The 16,778-nt window shown below is 63.5% G+C and carries 16 protein-coding genes; 11 read left to right on the top strand and 5 right to left on the bottom strand.

Going from position 1 to position 16,778, the window contains the following annotated elements:
• Window positions 1–77: 77 nt before the first annotated feature.
• Both G5134_RS07320 and G5134_RS07315 read left to right on the top strand, forming a co-directional pair.
• Entirely contained in the window at window positions 78–317 is a 240-nt protein-coding gene (locus G5134_RS07320; protein WP_005306882.1) for a phosphopantetheine-binding protein, read from the top strand.
• Window positions 318–383: 66 nt separating this feature from the next.
• Entirely contained in the window at window positions 384–1,583 is a 1,200-nt protein-coding gene (locus tag G5134_RS07315; RefSeq protein ID WP_082970172.1) for a histidine decarboxylase, read from the top strand.
• Between the two features lie 50 nt (window positions 1,584–1,633).
• On the opposite strand, the gene G5134_RS07310 is transcribed toward G5134_RS07315, so the two are convergent.
• On the bottom strand, window positions 1,634–2,497 hold the full coding sequence (locus G5134_RS07310; protein WP_017781293.1) for a YicC/YloC family endoribonuclease: 864 nt from the start codon (window positions 2,495–2,497) through the stop codon (window positions 1,634–1,636).
• Window positions 2,498–2,643: 146 nt separating this feature from the next.
• Between G5134_RS07310 and rph the strand changes: the two genes are divergently transcribed.
• The 9 genes from rph to G5134_RS07265 all read left to right on the top strand — a co-directional run bounded on the left by rph (window position 2,644) and on the right by G5134_RS07265 (window position 12,178).
• On the top strand, window positions 2,644–3,360 hold the full coding sequence (gene rph, locus G5134_RS07305; RefSeq protein ID WP_010635695.1) for a ribonuclease PH: 717 nt from the start codon (window positions 2,644–2,646) through the stop codon (window positions 3,358–3,360).
• 75 nt (window positions 3,361–3,435) lie between these two features.
• Entirely contained in the window at window positions 3,436–4,089 is a 654-nt protein-coding gene (gene pyrE, locus G5134_RS07300) for an orotate phosphoribosyltransferase (RefSeq protein WP_010635696.1), read from the top strand.
• Window positions 4,090–4,265: 176 nt separating this feature from the next.
• The gene (locus tag G5134_RS07295) at window positions 4,266–6,698 is read left to right on the top strand and encodes a heavy metal translocating P-type ATPase (protein ID WP_065018443.1); all 2,433 of its coding nucleotides are present in this window, start codon (window positions 4,266–4,268) and stop codon (window positions 6,696–6,698) included.
• Window positions 6,699–6,708: 10 nt separating this feature from the next.
• Window positions 6,709–7,098: a Cu(I)-responsive transcriptional regulator gene (gene cueR, locus G5134_RS07290; RefSeq protein ID WP_010635698.1), complete on the top strand. Its 390-nt coding sequence runs from the start codon at window positions 6,709–6,711 to the stop codon at window positions 7,096–7,098.
• 84 nt (window positions 7,099–7,182) lie between these two features.
• Window positions 7,183–8,337 (top strand): GGDEF domain-containing protein, encoded by a 1,155-nt coding sequence (locus G5134_RS07285; protein WP_005306862.1) that lies wholly within the window; start codon window positions 7,183–7,185, stop codon window positions 8,335–8,337.
• 30 nt (window positions 8,338–8,367) lie between these two features.
• Window positions 8,368–8,631 carry a YihD family protein gene (locus G5134_RS07280; protein WP_005306857.1) on the top strand — a complete coding sequence of 88 codons (264 nt, stop codon included), beginning with the start codon at window positions 8,368–8,370 and terminating at the stop codon, window positions 8,629–8,631.
• Window positions 8,632–8,829: 198 nt separating this feature from the next.
• Window positions 8,830–10,278, top strand: a complete 1,449-nt coding sequence (gene ccoG / locus G5134_RS07275) for a cytochrome c oxidase accessory protein CcoG (protein WP_065018444.1) — start codon at window positions 8,830–8,832, stop codon at window positions 10,276–10,278.
• A gap of 74 nt (window positions 10,279–10,352) precedes the next feature.
• Entirely contained in the window at window positions 10,353–11,342 is a 990-nt protein-coding gene (locus G5134_RS07270) for a serine/threonine protein kinase (RefSeq protein ID WP_065018445.1), read from the top strand.
• Window positions 11,343–11,569: 227 nt separating this feature from the next.
• Entirely contained in the window at window positions 11,570–12,178 is a 609-nt protein-coding gene (locus G5134_RS07265; protein ID WP_005306845.1) for a thiol:disulfide interchange protein DsbA/DsbL, read from the top strand.
• A 70-nt stretch (window positions 12,179–12,248) separates the two neighbouring features.
• Here the strand turns inward: G5134_RS07265 and phnE are convergent, their stop codons facing one another.
• The 4 genes from phnE to pncB form a co-directional block, all read right to left on the bottom strand.
• A complete protein-coding gene (gene phnE / locus G5134_RS07260) occupies window positions 12,249–13,796 on the bottom strand; it encodes a phosphonate ABC transporter, permease protein PhnE (protein WP_065018446.1) in 1,548 nt (515 codons plus the stop codon).
• The gene (locus G5134_RS07255; RefSeq protein WP_065018447.1) at window positions 13,784–14,545 is read right to left on the bottom strand and encodes a phosphonate ABC transporter ATP-binding protein; all 762 of its coding nucleotides are present in this window, start codon (window positions 14,543–14,545) and stop codon (window positions 13,784–13,786) included. Before G5134_RS07255 ends, phnE begins: the two co-directional genes overlap by 13 nt.
• Window positions 14,542–15,387, bottom strand: a complete 846-nt coding sequence (locus tag G5134_RS07250) for a putative selenate ABC transporter substrate-binding protein (protein ID WP_005306836.1) — start codon at window positions 15,385–15,387, stop codon at window positions 14,542–14,544. Before G5134_RS07250 ends, G5134_RS07255 begins: the two co-directional genes overlap by 4 nt.
• A gap of 124 nt (window positions 15,388–15,511) precedes the next feature.
• Window positions 15,512–16,690, bottom strand: coding sequence for a nicotinate phosphoribosyltransferase (pncB, locus tag G5134_RS07245; RefSeq protein ID WP_065018448.1), 1,179 nt, complete (start codon window positions 16,688–16,690; stop codon window positions 15,512–15,514).
• Window positions 16,691–16,778 lie beyond the last annotated feature (88 nt).

Below are 16,778 nucleotides of genomic sequence, written 5' to 3'. Positions count from 1 at the left end.
GTTTTCAGCAATTGGGTGGGGGCGTTGATTAAACAATCACGACTAGAAATAACCATGACAGACAGTGAGGAAATAACATGAGCAGACCAACATTCATGACCCGTGAGTGGTTGAATGAACGAGTACAGAGCTTGGTGGAGGAGGGGGAGCTGGATCCGGAGGAGAGTCTGGTGCTGTATGGGCTGGACTCCCTCAGCATCATGCGCTTTACCGCAGAGCTGAAGGCTCAGGGGGTCGATGTCGGCTTTGACGAGCTGGCGCGCAGGCCCACCCTGTCAGCCTGGTGGGCGCTCCTGAGCGGCTCCCAGGCGGCCTGACTGGCTGTATATATTCAATCAATTTCACGCATTGCTCTTATCATTCAGCAAGGGCGGCGCCAGTTCATGGCGCTCGCCACGGACACCATCATGACGCTGTCAGCAGAAGATCAGCACAGGCTCGAGCAGTTTTGGCAGTTCTGCCTTACCCATCAATATTTCAATGTCGGTTATCCGGAGGCTGCCGACTTTGATTATTCCCAGCTGCACAAGTTTTTACAGTTTTCTATCAATAACTGTGGCGACTGGGGGGCGCCTGGAAATTATTTGCTCAATACCTTCGAATTTGAGCGAGAGGTCATGCACTATTTCTCATCGCTATTTTCAATCCCGCCAGAGCAGAGCTGGGGTTATGTGACCAATGGTGGCACCGAAGGCAATATGTTTGGCTGTTATCTTGCCAGAGAGTTGTTTCCTGAAGGCACCCTCTATTATTCACAAGAGACACACTATTCGGTTGCCAAAATAATCAGATTGCTGCGGATCAAGGCCAAGGAAATTCCCACACTGCCCAGCGGGGAAATTGACTGCGATAAATTGGCAGAGCAGATAGTGGATGATGGCGAGCGTCATCCCATCATATTTGCCAATATCGGTACCACCATGAAGGGGGCGGTCGACGACATCGGTGCCATTCAACGGCGGCTGTCGGCCATCGGCATCCCCCGTCAGGATTACTACCTGCACGCGGATGCGGCCCTGAGCGGCATGATACTGCCGTTTGTGGACGATGCGCCGCCCTTTTCATTTGCTGACGGCATCGATTCCATCAGTGTCTCGGGCCACAAGATGATGGGGTCGCCGATCCCGTGCGGCATCGTGCTGGCCAGGCGGCGTTTTGTGGAGCGCATCGCCGTGGAGGTGGACTACATCTCGGCCAGCGATCAGACCATCAGCGGATCGCGCAGCGGCTTCACGCCCCTGCTGATGTGGGCCGCCATCAAGGGACGGACGCTGGCACAGTGGCGTGAGCGGACCGGGCGCTGCCTGGCCATGGCCCAGCAGCTGGTAGAGCGGCTGAATCAGCAGGGGGTGTCGGCCTGGCGGCATCCGCACTCCATTACCGTGGTCTTCCCGCGCCCATCGGAGCGCACCTGGAAGCGCCATTGCCTGGCGACCTCGGGTGAGCATTCCCACCTCATCACCCTGCCCCATCATCACAGCCTTCATCAGCTGGATGCGGTGATCCGCGACATAGTGCGGGATCTCGGCCCGGCGGCCGAGCCCACCGCCTGTACGCTCCCAGTGCGCGCCTGCTCCGCATAAAAAGAAAAAGCCATTGTCTCCAATGGCTTTTTCACGCTATCGAACCGGGATTATTCGATGTTCTGAATTTGTTCGCGCATCTGCTCGATGAGCACCTTCAGCTCCACGGCGGACTGGGTCACCTCGGCGTTGATGGACTTGGAACCGAGGGTGTTCGACTCGCGGTTGAACTCCTGCATCATGAAGTCGAGGCGACGGCCACAGGCGCCACCCTTCTTCATGATCTTGTTGGTCTCGCTGATGTGCATCTCCAGCCGATCCAGCTCTTCGGCCACGTCGATCTTCTGGGCCAGCAGCACGATCTCCTGCTCGATGCGAGCCGGATCCAGCTCCACCTTGGCTTCGGCCAGCCGGTCGGTGAGCTTCTGACGCTGCCACTCGATGATCTGCGGCAGGTGCACGCGCACCTTCTTCACTTCTACCTGAATGCCGGCCAGGCGCTGTTCGATCAGGGCCTTGAGGTTGGCCCCTTCGCTGGCGCGGGAGGCGAGGAAATCTTCCATGGTCAGGTCAAACCCGCCGAGCAGCTCGGTGGCGACCACGTCCATGTCCTGCTCGGCGGCAGCCATGACGCCCGGCCAGCGCAGCACGTCGACCGGATTAAGCTGACCCTGGCCCGCCTCTTTCATTACCCAGTTGGCGCTGTCGATGATGAGCTTGGCCAGCTCTTCATTGATGTGCAGCTGGCTGGCGGCAGCTTGCGCGGCCTCGAAACGCAGGTTGCACTCCACCTTGCCGCGCTGCAGCTTGGCGCGGAAGCGCTCACGCAGAACCGGCTCCAGGCTGCGCAGTTGTTCCGGCAGGCGAATGTAGGTCTCCAGATAGCGCTGGTTGACCGAACGAATTTCCCAAACGGCTGTGCCCCAGTCGCCCTTGAGTTCCTTGCGGGCGTAGGCGGTCATGCTGTGAATCATTGATTGTTCCGGGCTTGATGAAGTGTGGGGCCAGTATACTCAGCCAGCCCTGCTCCGTCAGCCGACAGCGTGGTTTTAGCGGCTGATATTTGGGCTGGGATCACTTATACTCCTGCGCCAATTCAGCCAGCCCAGAGGTCCGTCCCATGTCACGTCCCAGCGATCGCACTGCCGCGCAGCTTCGTCCGGTCACCATTACCCGCCACTTCACCAAGCATGCTGAAGGGTCCGTGCTGGTGGAATTCGGCAACACCCGCGTGCTCTGCACCGCCAGCGTCGACACCAGCGTGCCGCGCTTCCTGAAAGGGAAGAACCAGGGCTGGGTGACTGCCGAGTACGGCATGCTGCCGCGCTCCACCCACTCCCGGATGAACCGCGAAGCGGCCTCCGGCAAGCAGAGCGGCCGCACCCTGGAGATTTCCCGGCTGATCGCCCGCTCCCTGCGCGCTGCGGTAGACCTGACCGCGCTGGGCGAGCACTCCATCACAGTTGACTGCGACGTGCTGCAGGCCGACGGTGGCACTCGTACCGCCGCCATCACTGGTGCCTGCGTGGCGCTGGTGGACGCGCTGAACTGGATGGTGGAGAAGGGCATGATCAAGCAGAGCCCGCTCAAGCAGATGATCGCCGCCGTCTCCGTCGGCATGTTCGAAGGGGAAGCCATCTGCGATCTGGAGTACATCGAAGACTCCGCCGCCGAGACCGACATGAACGTGGTGATGACCGAGGATGGTCGCATCATCGAGGTGCAGGGCACCGCGGAGGCCGAGCCCTTCACCCACGAAGAGCTGCTGGAGATGCTGGCGCTCGCCAAGGGCGGCATCGCCGACATCATTGCGCTGCAGAAGCAGTCGCTCTCCTGATTTTAAAAACGCGGCATTGACCGCGTTTTTTTATACCCCCACACCAGTAAACGACAAGCCAAGCAAGGAGCCAGAATGAAAGCCTACCAGCGTCAATTTATCGAGTTCGCCCTGGAGAAGCAGGTCCTCAAATTCGGTGAATTTACCCTGAAATCCGGTCGTAAAAGCCCCTACTTCTTCAACGCCGGTCTGTTTAACAGCGGCCGCGATCTGGCCCGTCTCGGGCGTTTCTATGCCGCCGCCCTGATGGATGCCGGCATCGAGTTCGATGTGTTGTTTGGCCCGGCCTACAAGGGGATCCCCATCGCTTCCGCCACTGCGGTACAGCTGGTTGAGCAGCACGACGTGGACGTGCCCTGGTGCTTCAACCGCAAGGAGGCCAAGGATCACGGCGAGGGCGGCAATCTGGTGGGCAGCCCGCTCAAGGGGCGCATCATGCTGGTGGATGACGTCATCACCGCCGGCACCGCCATCCGCGAATCCATGGATCTGATCCAGGCCAACGGCGCCTCCCTGGCTGGCGTGCTGATCGCGCTGGACCGTCAGGAGAAGGGCAAGGGCGAGCTCTCCGCCATTCAGGAGGTGGAGCGTGACTACGGCGCCCACATCATCGCCATCATCCAGATGAGCGATCTGATCGCTTATCTGGAAGAGAAGCAGGCCGAGCAGCCGGAGCTGGCTACGCAACTGGCTGCCATGAAGGCGTACCGCGCCCAGTACGGCATCTGAGCCGATCACACCGCGCAATAGTTGAAGTCGGCGCCCGTTTGCTCACTGGCAGCAAACGGGCGCCGTTTTTTCATCTGCAAAAAGTGAGTCAGATGGCTTGAGCTTACCCTTACAGTAAAGGTTAGGGTTTGCTGGTCAGCGCTCGTTCTGGCCGACGGGTTCCGGGGAGGAACAAGATGACCACTCATATTCAATTACCCATTCATCTGCAGCTGCCGCTCACAGGCATGAGCTGCGCCAATTGCGCCAGCCGCATCACGACCGCCCTCAACAAGCTGGAGGGGGTCGAGGCGACCGTCAACTTCGCGCTGGAGCAGGCCGCCATCGACCTGGCCAGCCTCGACCGTTTGCCGGCGGTGCTGGAGAGCATCCAGGCACAGGGCTATGACTATGGCCACGAGACGCTCTCCTTCCAGATCAGCGGCATGACCTGTGCCGGTTGCTCGGCTCGTCTGAACAAGATGCTGGCCGCGCTGCCCGGCGTCATCTCAGCCGACGTCAACTTCTCGCTCGAGCAGGCCCGTATTGTGCTGGTGCCCGGGATGCAGACCCCCGCCGCATTGCGCGAGCAGATCGAGGCCCTCGGCTTTGGTGCCCAGCTGGCGCAAGGCTCGGCCAGCGGCCGCCGTCAGCAGTTGCTGGAGCGGGAAGCGCAGGAGGCCGCCAGTGCCCGTCAGGTGCAGACCCGGGTCATCGTCTCGGCGCTGCTGACCCTGCCGCTGCTGGTGGGCATGTTCTCAATGGCCGGTCTGCTGCCCTGGCATCTGCCCGCCTGGCTGGAGCTGGTGCTCGCCACCCCGGTGCAGTTCTGGATCGGGGCCCGCTTCTATCGCGGTGCCTGGCTCGCCATCAAGAACCGCTCCGCCAACATGGATGTGCTGGTGGCGACCGGTACCAGTGCGGCCTACTTCTATAGCCTCTATCTGCTGCTGACCCTGGGGATGGCCGCCAGCGGCCAGCTCTATTTCGAGGCGAGCGCCATCATCATCACCCTGATCTCCCTCGGCAAGCTGCTGGAAGCCAGGGCCCGACGCAGCACCCAGTCCGCCATTCGCGAACTGATGGCGCTGCGGCCGGAAACCGCCACCGTCTGGCGCGGTGAGAGCTGGCAGAGCGTCGCCATCGACGAGGTGCTGCGCGGCGATCGGCTGCGGGTGCTGGTGGGTGAGCGGGTGCCGGTGGACGGCAGAATCGTGAGCGGCGAGAGCGAGCTGGATGAGTCGATCCTCACCGGCGAGAGCCTGCCGGTGCCGCGCGGCGAGGGCGACAAGGTGCTGGGTGGCGCCATCAACCGCTCTGGCGTGCTGGAGATCGAGGCAACCACGGTGGGGGAGGACTCCAGCCTCAGCAAGATCATCGCCCTGGTGGAGAGCGCCCAGATGGGCAAGGCCCCGCTGCAGCAGCTGGTGGACAAGGTCTCCGCCGTGTTCGTGCCGGTGGTGATGGCCATCGCCCTCTTTACCCTGCTGGTGTGGTACGCCATCGGCAACGATTTCGGTCAGGCGCTGCTGGCGGCGGTGGCGGTGCTGGTGATCGCCTGCCCCTGCGCGCTGGGACTGGCCACGCCGGCCGCCATCGTCACCGGCACCGGGGTGGCGGCGCGCCACGGCATTCTGATCAAGGATGTGGATACCCTGCAGAAGGCCCACGCCATCAAGGCGCTGATCTTCGACAAGACAGGTACGCTCACTCAGGGGCGGCCGGTGCTGGCGAGCTGGAGCGGCAACGACGAGCAGCTGCGCCTCGCTGCCGCACTGCAGCAGGCGAGTGAGCACCCGCTGGCGCTGGCCATGCGCGAGGCGGCCGGTCAGGATGCCGTGCTGCCCCAGCCGGAGGCGGTGGAGGTGCGGGTCGGGGCCGGTATTGTCGGTCAGGTAGCTGGTCACACGGTCGCCATCGGCAATGCCAGTCTGCTGGCCCAGCTCGGCATTGACGTACCACAACAGGATGAACAAGCCGCCGACGGCGCGACCCGGGTCTGGGTGGCCATCGACGGCGTGGTGGCGGGCATAGCCGCCCTGGCCGATACCCTGAGACCGGAGAGCCCCGAGGCCATCGCTACCCTGCGCCAGCGCGGCATTGCCAGCTGGCTGGTGAGCGGTGATGCGCCGGCGCCGGTGGCCCATATCGCCGCCAAGCTGGGGTTGGACGGGGCGTTTGACTCCGTGCTGCCGGCCGGCAAGGTGGAGAAGGTCGAGGCGCTGCGGGCGCAAACCCGCGGGCTGGTCGCCATGGTGGGGGACGGGGTGAACGATGCCCCGGCGCTGGCGGCGGCGGATGTGGGGATCGCCATGGGCTCCGGCTCTGACGTGGCGATGGAGACCGCCGCCATCACGCTGATGCGCTCTGATCCGCGGCTGGTGGCCGATGCCATCGACATCTCGGCGGCCACCTGGCGCACCATCCAGCAGAATCTGTTCTGGGCCTTCGTGTTCAACATCATCGGCATTCCGCTGGCGGCACTGGGTTACCTCAGCCCCGAGCTGGCGGGGGCGGCCATGGCCCTGAGCAGCATCACAGTTTTGAGCAATTCCCTGTTACTGAAACGCTGGCAACCGCGGGCGCTCGCTCAGGTCAGCCACCATGTCAGCACTGAATCGAACCGTTAAGGAGTCATCCATGAACATCAGCAAGGTAGCCAAGGCGACGGGACTGACCGCCAAGACCATCCGCTACTACGAGAGCATCGGCCTCATCTCTGCGCCGGTGCGCAGCGACAACGGCTATCGCAGTTACACCGAGGGGGCGCTGCGCGAGCTGCGCTTCGTCAAGCGGGCGCGGGAGACCGGCTTCAATCTGGAGGAGTGTCAGGAGCTGCTGGCGCTCTATCGGGACGAGCACAGAACCAGCGCCCAGGTGAAGAAGCTGGCGCAGGAGAAGATCGTCGATCTGCGCGCCCGCATCGCCGGCCTGCAGGCCATGCTCAGCTCCCTCGAGGGGCTGGTCGGCTGCTGTCACGGGGACGAGAACCCCGAGTGCCCGATCCTCGACGAGCTGGAGCGAGGCTGACTAACCGCTTAATAACGGACGTTTTATTGTTGGCTCCGAAGGGGTAGTGGTAGACTGTGCGGCTCTTGTACAGGGAGTACGCAGTTGACCCAGAGTGTGACACGTCAGGTAAAGCAGGCCATCATGGCCCAGCTCTATACCCACGCCTCATTCAGCCTGCCTTGCCTGGGTCTGCTGGCACTTGGCTGGAGCCTGCTATTCCACGACTACCTGCCCGCCAGCGAGGCGCTCGGCTGGCTGGCGAGCGTGATGCTGCTGCTGCTCTGCCGGGGCTGGCATCTGCGCTGGCGCCAGCCCAGGCTGGCACAGATCCCGCTGCCGGTGCTGGAGCGCGAACTCTTCATCGGGGTGACCATCACCTCCATCATCTGGGCGCTGGGCGTGCTGCTCTACATGGACAAGCTGCCCGATACCTACCGCGCCGCCATGATGATGCTCGCCAGCCTGATCCTCACCGGCAGTGCCATCATGCTGTTCGGCAGTCGCCGCTCCCTCTATGGCGCCGTGCTGCCGCTCGGGCTGGCCATGGTGTTCGAACTGGGGGCGGGCAACGAGCAGGAGCGGATCGTCTCCAGCATGCTGGCCGGCTACCTGTTCGTCTTCCTGCCGACCCTGCTGCGTCGCCTGCGGCGGGATCAGGTGGCCTCCCTCTATCACCGTTTCTCCAACGCCGACCTGGTGGCCGAGCTCAAGGCGGTCTCCGAGCACCTCAAGCTCACCTCCCGGCTGGACGGGCTGACCGGCATCGCCAACCGGGCCCACCTCGACTACTGCCTCGAGCGCGCCTGGCGTCGCTGCCACCGTGCCCGGGCTCCCTTGTCGCTGGTGCTGGTGGATGTGGACTACTTCAAGCAGTTCAACGATCTCTACGGCCATCAGCTGGGGGATGAGTGCCTGCAGCAGGTGGCGGGTCTGCTGGCCGAGGTGCAGCGGCGGGAGGACGATCTCGCCGCCCGTTACGGTGGCGAGGAGTTTGCGCTGCTGCTGCCCTGCACCAGCATGCAGGGGGCCATGCAGATCGCCGAAAACGTGCGGGTGGCCCTCAAGGAGTTGAGCATTCCCCATCAGAAGTCCCTGGTTTCCGGTCGGGTCAGCTGCAGTTTCGGGGTGGCGACCCTGGTACCGGATCAGACCCTCTCCATCAGCGAGCTGATACAAAAAGCGGATGCGGCCCTCTATCAGGCCAAGCATAATGGGCGGGATCGTATCGAAGTAGCCTTGATGGGTAAGGTTGCCTGAGTTTCACAAGACAGATTAAAGAGGTCGTCTATGCAATGTCATCGTATCGAAGAGCTGCTGGAGTTGTTGCAGCCTGCCTGGATCAAGGAACAGGATCTCAGCCTGGTACAGTTTGTTGCCAAACTGGCCGAAGAAGCGGGATTTGAAGGGCCTCTGTCCGAGCTGACCGACGACATGCTGATCTACCACCTCAAGATGCGTGAATCCGACAAACAGGCGATGATCCCCGGTCTGGCCAAGGACCACGTGCCCGACTTCAAGGAAGCCCTGCTCAAGGCCCGCGGCATCAAGTAAAGAGTGCGCTTGCTGGAAGCTTGAAGGTTTTCAAAAGAATCTCTCAAAAAGGCGTTTCGTCAACTGGCGATACGTCTTTTTTGTTGCTTGAAATTGCGACACCACTCGAACATTAGATACATTTTACCCACACAATTAGCATGCTGTTTAAGATATAATCCGCCCCATAACAATTAATTAATGGAGCGAAGTGTTGCAATGGCCGACCAGGACAAGATAGATATCAAGGATGTCACCGGCGATGTAACGGGGACGTTCAACCCCAATACCTTCAAAGCCAGCGACGACAGGTTCAACCCCGGCAACCGCATCTATGTCCGGGCCCAGACCGGCTACTGGCAGCGGATGCGCAAGGCCATGGGCTGGTTCTTCGTGGTGCTCTTCGTCGCCATTCCCTGGTTGCGTTATGACGGTCGACAGGCCGTGTTGTTCGATATCGGCCATCAGCAGTTCCACATCTTCGGTGCCACCATCTGGCCGCAGGACCTCACCCTGCTGGCCTGGGTCTTCATGATCGCCGCCTTTGCTCTCTTCTTCGTGACCACCTTCCTGGGTCGGGTCTGGTGCGGCTACCTCTGTCCACAGACGGTGTGGACCTTCATGTTCATCTGGTTTGAAGAGAAGCTGGAAGGCTCCGCCAACAAGCGCCGCAAGCTGGACGCCTCGCCCTGGAACGGCGAGAAGCTGGCCCGCAAGGGGGCCAAGCACCTGGCCTGGCTCCTGCTGTCGCTGGGCACCGGCCTCACCTTCGTCGCCTACTTCCAGGATGTGTTCCAGCTGGTGCCTGACTTCTTCACCCTGCAGGCCAGCGGCTGGGTCATCTTCTGGGTGGTGCTCTTCGCCGCCTGCACCTACGGCAACGCCGGCTGGATGCGCGCCATCATGTGCATTCACATGTGCCCCTATGCCCGCTTCCAGTCCGCCATGTTCGACAAGGACACCTTCATCGTCGGCTATGACACCAAGCGCGGCGAGACCCGGGGGGCCCGTTCCCGCAAGGCCGATCCCAAGGCGCTGGGACTGGGGGACTGCATCGACTGCGACCTCTGTGTGCAGGTCTGCCCGACCGGCATCGACATCCGCGACGGCCTGCAGTACGAGTGCATCAACTGCGGCGCCTGCGTCGACGCCTGCGATCAGACCATGGAGCGAATGGGCTATCCGAAAGGGCTCATCAGCTATACCACAGAGCACAAGCTGGCCAACGACTCCACCCATGTGGCGCGGCCCAAGCTGATCGGCTACGGCCTGGTGATGGTCATCATGCTGGGGGTGTTCGTCTACAACGCCATGTCCATCATGCCGATGGGGCTCGACATCCTGCGGGATCGCAACCAGCTGTTCCGCGAGAACAGCGAGGGGCTCATCGAGAACACCTATACCCTCAAGATCCTCAACAAGACCCTGCATCCCCAGACCTATCAGCTGGATGTGGAGGGGTTGCCGGAGCACGAATGGTTCGGCCCGCGCGAGGTGACCCTGAAGGCGGGCGAGATCTATACCCTGCCGGTGAGCGTGGCCGTCGACCCCTTCAACCTGAAGAAGCCGACCCTGGACATCCGCTTCGTGCTCAAACGCGAAGGGGCGGCGCCGGACGACAGCAAGGGGACCCTGCGCCAGCCCAGCAAGTTCATCAGCCGGTTGTGACGGCAAGGCACACCGCCATGCACGGCAACGGCGGACAGTAGTGATAGAATGGGGCGCAACGGCGCCCCTTTCTCATGGTGGATGACATGCGTTTCAACTATTCCGATCTCACTCCCGACCTCATCATGGATGCGCTGGACCTCAGCGGTCTGCGGCTCGACTCGGGCCTCATCGAGCTCAACAGCTACGAAAACCGGGTTTATCAGTTCCAGGACGAGGATCGTCGCCGCTACGTGGTGAAGTTCTATCGTCCCGGCCGCTGGAGCCGGGCCCAGATCCTCGAAGAGCACGAGTTTGCCGCTCGCCTGCGCGAGGCGGAGATCCCGGTCGCTGCTCCCATCGCCTTTGCCGGCGAGACCCTGCTGGAGCATCAGGGCTACCCGTTTGCCATCTGGCAGAGCGTGGGGGGACGTCAGTTCGAGGTGGACAACCTCGACCAGCTGGAGTGGGTGGGGCGCTACCTCGGCCGCATCCATCAGCTCGGTGCCAGCAAGCCGTTTCACCACCGGATCCGGCTCGACGTGGAGACCATGCTGCACGAGCCGCGTCAGCTGCTGGCGTCCGGCGAATGGCTGCCGAGCGGGTTGGCCAAGCAATTCTTCGGGGTGCTGGACGAGCTGATCAAGCATGTCGGCGACGCCATGACCCTGGATGTGGCGCAGATCTCCCTGCATGGCGACTGTCATCCGGGCAACATCCTGTGGCGCGACGGTCCCATGTTTGTCGATCTCGACGACTGTCGTACCGGCCCCGCCATCCAGGATCTCTGGATGATGCTGAACGGCGAGCGCAGCGAGCAGCAGATCCAGCTCGATACCCTGCTGGCGGGCTACGAGGAGTTCATGGAGTTCGACCCACGCGAGCTGGCGCTGATCGAGCCGCTGCGGGCCATGCGCATCGTTCACTACATGGCCTGGCTGGCGCGGCGTTGGGAGGATCCCGCCTTCCCCCGCCACTTCCCCTGGTTCAATACCGAGCACTACTGGCGCCAGCAGATCGCCACCCTGCACGATCAGCTGGAGGCACTCAAGGCGCCGCCCCTGACCCTGATGCCGGGCTGGTGATGTGGCAGGTTGCCGGCCGTTCGTCATGCCTGCCGCAGACCCGCGGCAGGCAATCAAGGCGTTCGCGCTGACGCGGGCGCCGGGGAGAGAACTTGACGACCTGGTGAGCGAGGGATGGGACTCGCACCCCCTGCTTGATCATTGACTGTGCAGTGGTGACGCAATAGGCTTGGCACTGCTTCGGTTCGCCGGGCGTGCCTCACAGTGATCCCTTAACAGGAAACGTCATGAAAAAAATTCTGTTTTTCCTTGCTGCCATGCTGATGATGCCCATGGTTCACGCCGCCCCCGAATTCAAGGAAGGCGTCAACTATGATGTGGTCAAGCAGACCGGTAGCGCCCAGCCGGAAGTACTGGAGTTCTTCTCCTACTACTGCCCCCACTGCGCCAAGTTCGAGCCGATTGCCGAGGATCTGAAGAAGAACCTGCCGGAAGGCGTGCCGATGAAGAAGAACCCGGTGGCCTTCCTGGGCCGCGAAATGGGTCCGGAGATGCAGCGTGCCTACGCCGTTGCCAGCCTGCTGAACGTTGAAGGCAAGCTGACCCCAGCCATCTTCGACAAGATCCACACCCAGCGTCAGATCCCGCAGAGCCGCGCCGACGTGAAGCAGATCTTCGTGGACAACGGCGTACCGGCCGAAGAGTTCGACGGCGCCGTCGACAGCTTCGCCGTCTCCGGCATGGTCTCCCAGTTTGACCGCAACACCGAGAGCTACAACATCCGCGGTGTGCCGGCCTTCCTGGTCAACGGCAAGTACATGGTGAAAATCGAATCCATTACTTCCCAGGAGCAGTTCAACCAGCTGGTGAAATTCCTGCTGGCCAAGAAAGACTGACCTCGTCTGATCCCATGAAAAAAGCCCGCCGGTGCAAACCGGCGGGCTTTTTGTTTATCAGGAGCCTGCGTCAGATCTGGCAATCCCGCTGAGTGGGGGCCGGGCGCGGCAAGCGGGTGCGGCGGCTGATGGCCTCCGCCAGCCAGACCAGCAGCAGGATGGCCAGCAGCAGGGTGGCAGTCTGATCGTAACGGAACAGGCTCAGGGAGACATAGAGCTGCTGCCCCAGCCCACCGGCGCCGACCACGCCGAGTATGGTGGCGGCCCTCAGGTTCATCTCGCCGCGATAGAGGCTATAGGCCAGCCACTGGCGCGTGACCAGGGGAAACAGCCCATACCAGAAGCTGGCAATGGGCCCGGCCCCGCTCAGCTGCAGGGCGAGGCGGGGGGCAGGATCGGCGTTCTCCAGGGTCTCCACGAACAACCGCGCCAGCACCCCGGTGGTGTGCAGGGTCAGCGCCAGTATGCCCGCCACCGGCCCCAGCCCGACCGCGATCACCAGCAGGCTGGCGAAGATGAGCTCGGGTACCGAGCGCAGCAGGTTGAATAACAGCCGCAGCGGCCAGCAGTGGCGAGCGAGGCAGGCCAGCGGCAGGGCCAGCAGGGCGCTGAAGAGGGTACTCAGCAGCGCCATCTGCACCGTATCGAGCAGGCCGCTGGCCACCGTCTTGAGGAAGGGCCATGACCAGTCCGGTTGCAAAAACTCCCCCACGAAGGAACCCAGCCCGCTCAGGGAGAAGCTCAGCATGCGCCAGTCGAGCTGATAAAGGGCGAGAGCTGAGGCCAGCCCCAGGCAGATCAGCAACAGCAGGCCGGGGGAGCGGCTGTGGCGCAACCAGGCGCTGAGGCCATCCGCGAGCGTCACCAGCAGGATAAAGGCCAGCAGCAGGGTCACCACCTCGCCACCGGCAAACATGCGCAGGGAGAGCTCGAGCTGCTGGCCGAGCCCGCCGGCACCGACGAAGCCCATGATGACGGAGGCGCGCAGGGCGCACTCCCAGCGGTAGACGGTGTAGGAGAGCAGCTCCTGGCGCACCGCGGGCAGCACGCCGTACCAGAGTGCCTGCAGCCGGCCACTACCGCCCAGCAGCAGGGCGCGGGCCGGTTGCAGGGCGCCGCTCTCCATGATCTCGTTGTAAACCTTGGCCAGCATGCCGCCGTAGCTGACCGCGATGGCCAGGATGGCGGCCAGCGGCCCGAGCCCGGACAGGCGCACGAACAGCAGCGCCCAGATGAGCTCGGGCAGGCTGCGCAGCACGATGGCGACGAGGCGCGAGAGGGCTCGCAAGGCGCTGCGCAGCGGGCTGGGCACCGGCCCCAGTTCGGCCAGCGACAGGGCGCGGGAGCCGAGCAGGGCAAACGGCACGCCGAGCAGCAGGGCGCCCGCCAGCCCTAGGGTGGCGACGGCCAGGCTCTCCAGGGTCGCGGTCAGGGTCAGGGCGAGAAAGTCCCGATCAAAACGGGGTGGCCAGCTGGTGGCGAGGAAGTTACCCATCTGCCGCCAGCTCTGGCCGTCGAACAGGCCGAGCCAGCCGTCGGCCTGCTGCCACAGGCTGAAGCCGATCAGCAGCAACAGCCAGGGCAGGGGATGGCGCCAGCGGTGGGTCAGTTCAAACACGCAGCCGCCTCGTCGTCACCGGCGTAGAGCTCGGTCAGCATGGCTGGCGTGACGGCCGTCGCCGGACAGTCGAACTGCACTCGCCCCTCGCGCAGGCCGATGATGCGGGGGAAGCGGCCGAGCGCCAGCTCGACCGCATGCAGGTTGGCGATGAGTGTGCTGCCCCGGGCGCGGGCCTGGGCCAGCAGGGCATCCAGGCTGCTCTGGGCGAGCACGGGGTCGAGGGCGGAGACGGGCTCGTCGGCCAGGATCAGATCAGGCTGCTGATAGAGCACCCGGGCGATGCCGACCCGTTGCAACTGGCCACCGGAGAGCTCGCCGCAGCGCTGTTGCCATTTGTCGGCAAGGCCGAGGCGGGCCAGTTCGGCCCGCGCCCCTTGCGGGTCGCAGGGGCGCAGCAGGGAGAGCAAGGAACGGCCGAGGGACCACTGGCCGAGCCGGCCGGCCAGCACGGCGGTCACCACCGGCTGGGAGGCGGGCAGCGGCGGTTGCTGCCAGACCATGCCGATCCGGCTGCGCAGCCGCTGGCGGTCCCGGGTGGAGAGACTCCAGGGATCCTGCTCCCAGAGGGTGAGCCTGCCCTCGCCACGCAGCTCGGTGCCGATCAGCCGCAGCAGGCTGGTCTTGCCCGCGCCGCTTGGCCCTATGATGGCCACGCACTCGCCCGCGGCTATCTGCAGGTTGAACGGCTGCAGGATGCGGCTCTGGCCGAGCCGCAATCCTTCCCCGTCCAGCGCGACGGCGATCACTTCAGCAGGCCGGCCTGGGTGGCGGCGGCTTCGATGCCCAGGTAGTTCTCGGGCTTGGTCTCGATGAAGCGGCTGGCGCGCTGCAGCTTGAGGATTTCGGCCTGGGCGGGCACCGCCGGATCCAGACTGAGGAAGGCCTGCTTGATCTTCTCTTGCAGGGCCGGGTCCAGGCCGCCGCGCACGGTCCAGTTGTAGTCAAAATAGGTAGGTGTGGTCCAGATCACCTTGACCTTGGCGGTGTCGACCTTGCCCTCTTCCACCAGCTTCTCCCACACGGAGGCGTTGAGCGCACCGGCCGGCACCTTGCCGGAGGCGACCCAGGCGACGGTGGCGTCGTGGGCGCCGGAGAAGGCGACGTGGGCGAAGTCACGCTCGGGGTTGATGCCCTGCTCGGCCAGGAAGTGGCGTGGCATCAGGTGGCCGGAGGTGGAGGAGGGGGAGCCGAACGCAAAGTCCTTGCCCTTGGTGTCGGCCAGGGTCTTGATGCCGCTGTCTGCATTGGCGATGAACTTGGAGGTGAACTGGGCGTCCTCCTGGCGTTGTACCAGGGGCACCACCTTGTCGGCACGGCGATGGGCCTGCACATAGGTGAAGCCACCGAGCCAGGCCATGTCCAGCTTGCCGGCGGCCAGTGCCTCGACCACGGCGGCGTAGTCGTTGACCGGTACGAACACCACCTCGCGGCCGGTCTTCTCGGCCAGGTAGTCACCCAGGGGGGCAAACTTGCGTTGCAGCTCGGTGGGGGCCTCGTCCGGGATGGCGGAGACCCGCAGCGGTTCGGTGGCGACGGCGCTCAGGCTGGCGAGCAGGGTGGTGAGGGCGAATATCCATTTGCGGGTCATGGTGCATTCCTTGGTGGGCTGTCGTTCGGGCAATAGAAAGGCCCGACACCAGTCGGACCTGACGAGGAGAGAATGGTAGGGGGCCACTGGCCACTGGCGCAAGATGCGCCCCCAAAAATAGGCGTTAGACCCCGACGTGGAAGGCCTGCTTGAGGTTGCGGATGAAGTCCGCGTCCCGGCACAGGGTCTTGCCCGGGCTGTCGGAGATCTTGGCGACCGGGCCGCCGTTGCACTCGATCAGCTTGAAGACGATGTTCATCGGGCTGACGCCGGGCAGATCGCAGGTGAGCTTGGTGCCGATACCGAAGCTGGTGTTGATGCGGCCGCGGAAGTGGCGCAGCAGCTCAACGGCCTTGTCGAGATTGAGGCCATCGGAGAAGACCAGCGTCTTCTCGGTGGGGTCGATGCCGAGCCGCTGATAGTGGCTGATGGCCTTCTCGCCCCATACCACGGGATCGCCGGAGTCGTGACGCAGCCCCTGATAGCGGCTGGCCAGCTCGAAGTCAAAGTCGCGCAGGAAGGCATCCATGGTGATGCAGTCGGTGAGCGCGATGCCGAGGTGGTTGGTGAACTCATCCAGCCAGCTGGTGAGGGCGGCACGCTGGCTGTGCTCGAGCGGGAAGCCGAGCTGCTGGTGGGCTTGGAACCACTCGTGAGCCTGGGTGCCCACCGCCGGCAGGCCGTACTTCTGGGCCAGCAGGTAGTTGCTGGTGCCGCGAAACGCCGGCAGCCGCTCCTGGAGGCGACCCACCACCGCATCTTGTACCGCGAGGGAGAAGCGGCGACGGGTGCCAAAGTCGATGAGGTTGAATTCGCTCATCTCTTCCCGGCTCAGCTCCCGCTCCAGCTTGTCGAGCTTCTGATCGAGCCGCTCCAGCGCCTGGCTGACGCCAAACTGGGGGTAGCGGAAGCGGTTGCGCATCTCGCTGATGATGGCGAGCACCGGGATCTCCCACAGGATCACGTCCTGCCAGGGGCCCTCGACCCGCACGTTGATGCGACCATCCTGCTCGAACACCTTGAGCAGCGAGGCATCCAGCGGCTTGCGGCGCAGGTGGTCGAGGTAATCGGCGGTAAAGAAGGGGCGCTCCGCCAGGAAGTTGAGCTCGGGCCGGGTCAGCCGCAGGGAGCCGGCCAGGCGCAGCTGCTCCTCGATCTGGCCCATCATGGGCAGCAGATCTTCCTCGTTGCGGCTGTGGAACTCGGCCACCACCTCGGCATCCGGATAGCGATGGAACACCGCCTGCTGCATGTGCAGCTTGTAAGCATCTGTATCGAGCAGGCTGTTGAGTATGGGTGGCATATCAGACTCCCCGCAGGGGGGTGAACGCAAGAGCGCTCCCCTGCCGCTTTTGTAGATTGCAGACGCCGGTATCGGGCAGGCTGTTGAG

It is taken from the genome of Aeromonas sp. 600276, assembly GCF_049175815.1.
GTDB classification, from domain to species: Bacteria; Pseudomonadota; Gammaproteobacteria; order Enterobacterales; family Aeromonadaceae; genus Aeromonas; species Aeromonas dhakensis.
This window is presented reverse-complemented; position numbering and strand designations above follow the sequence as displayed.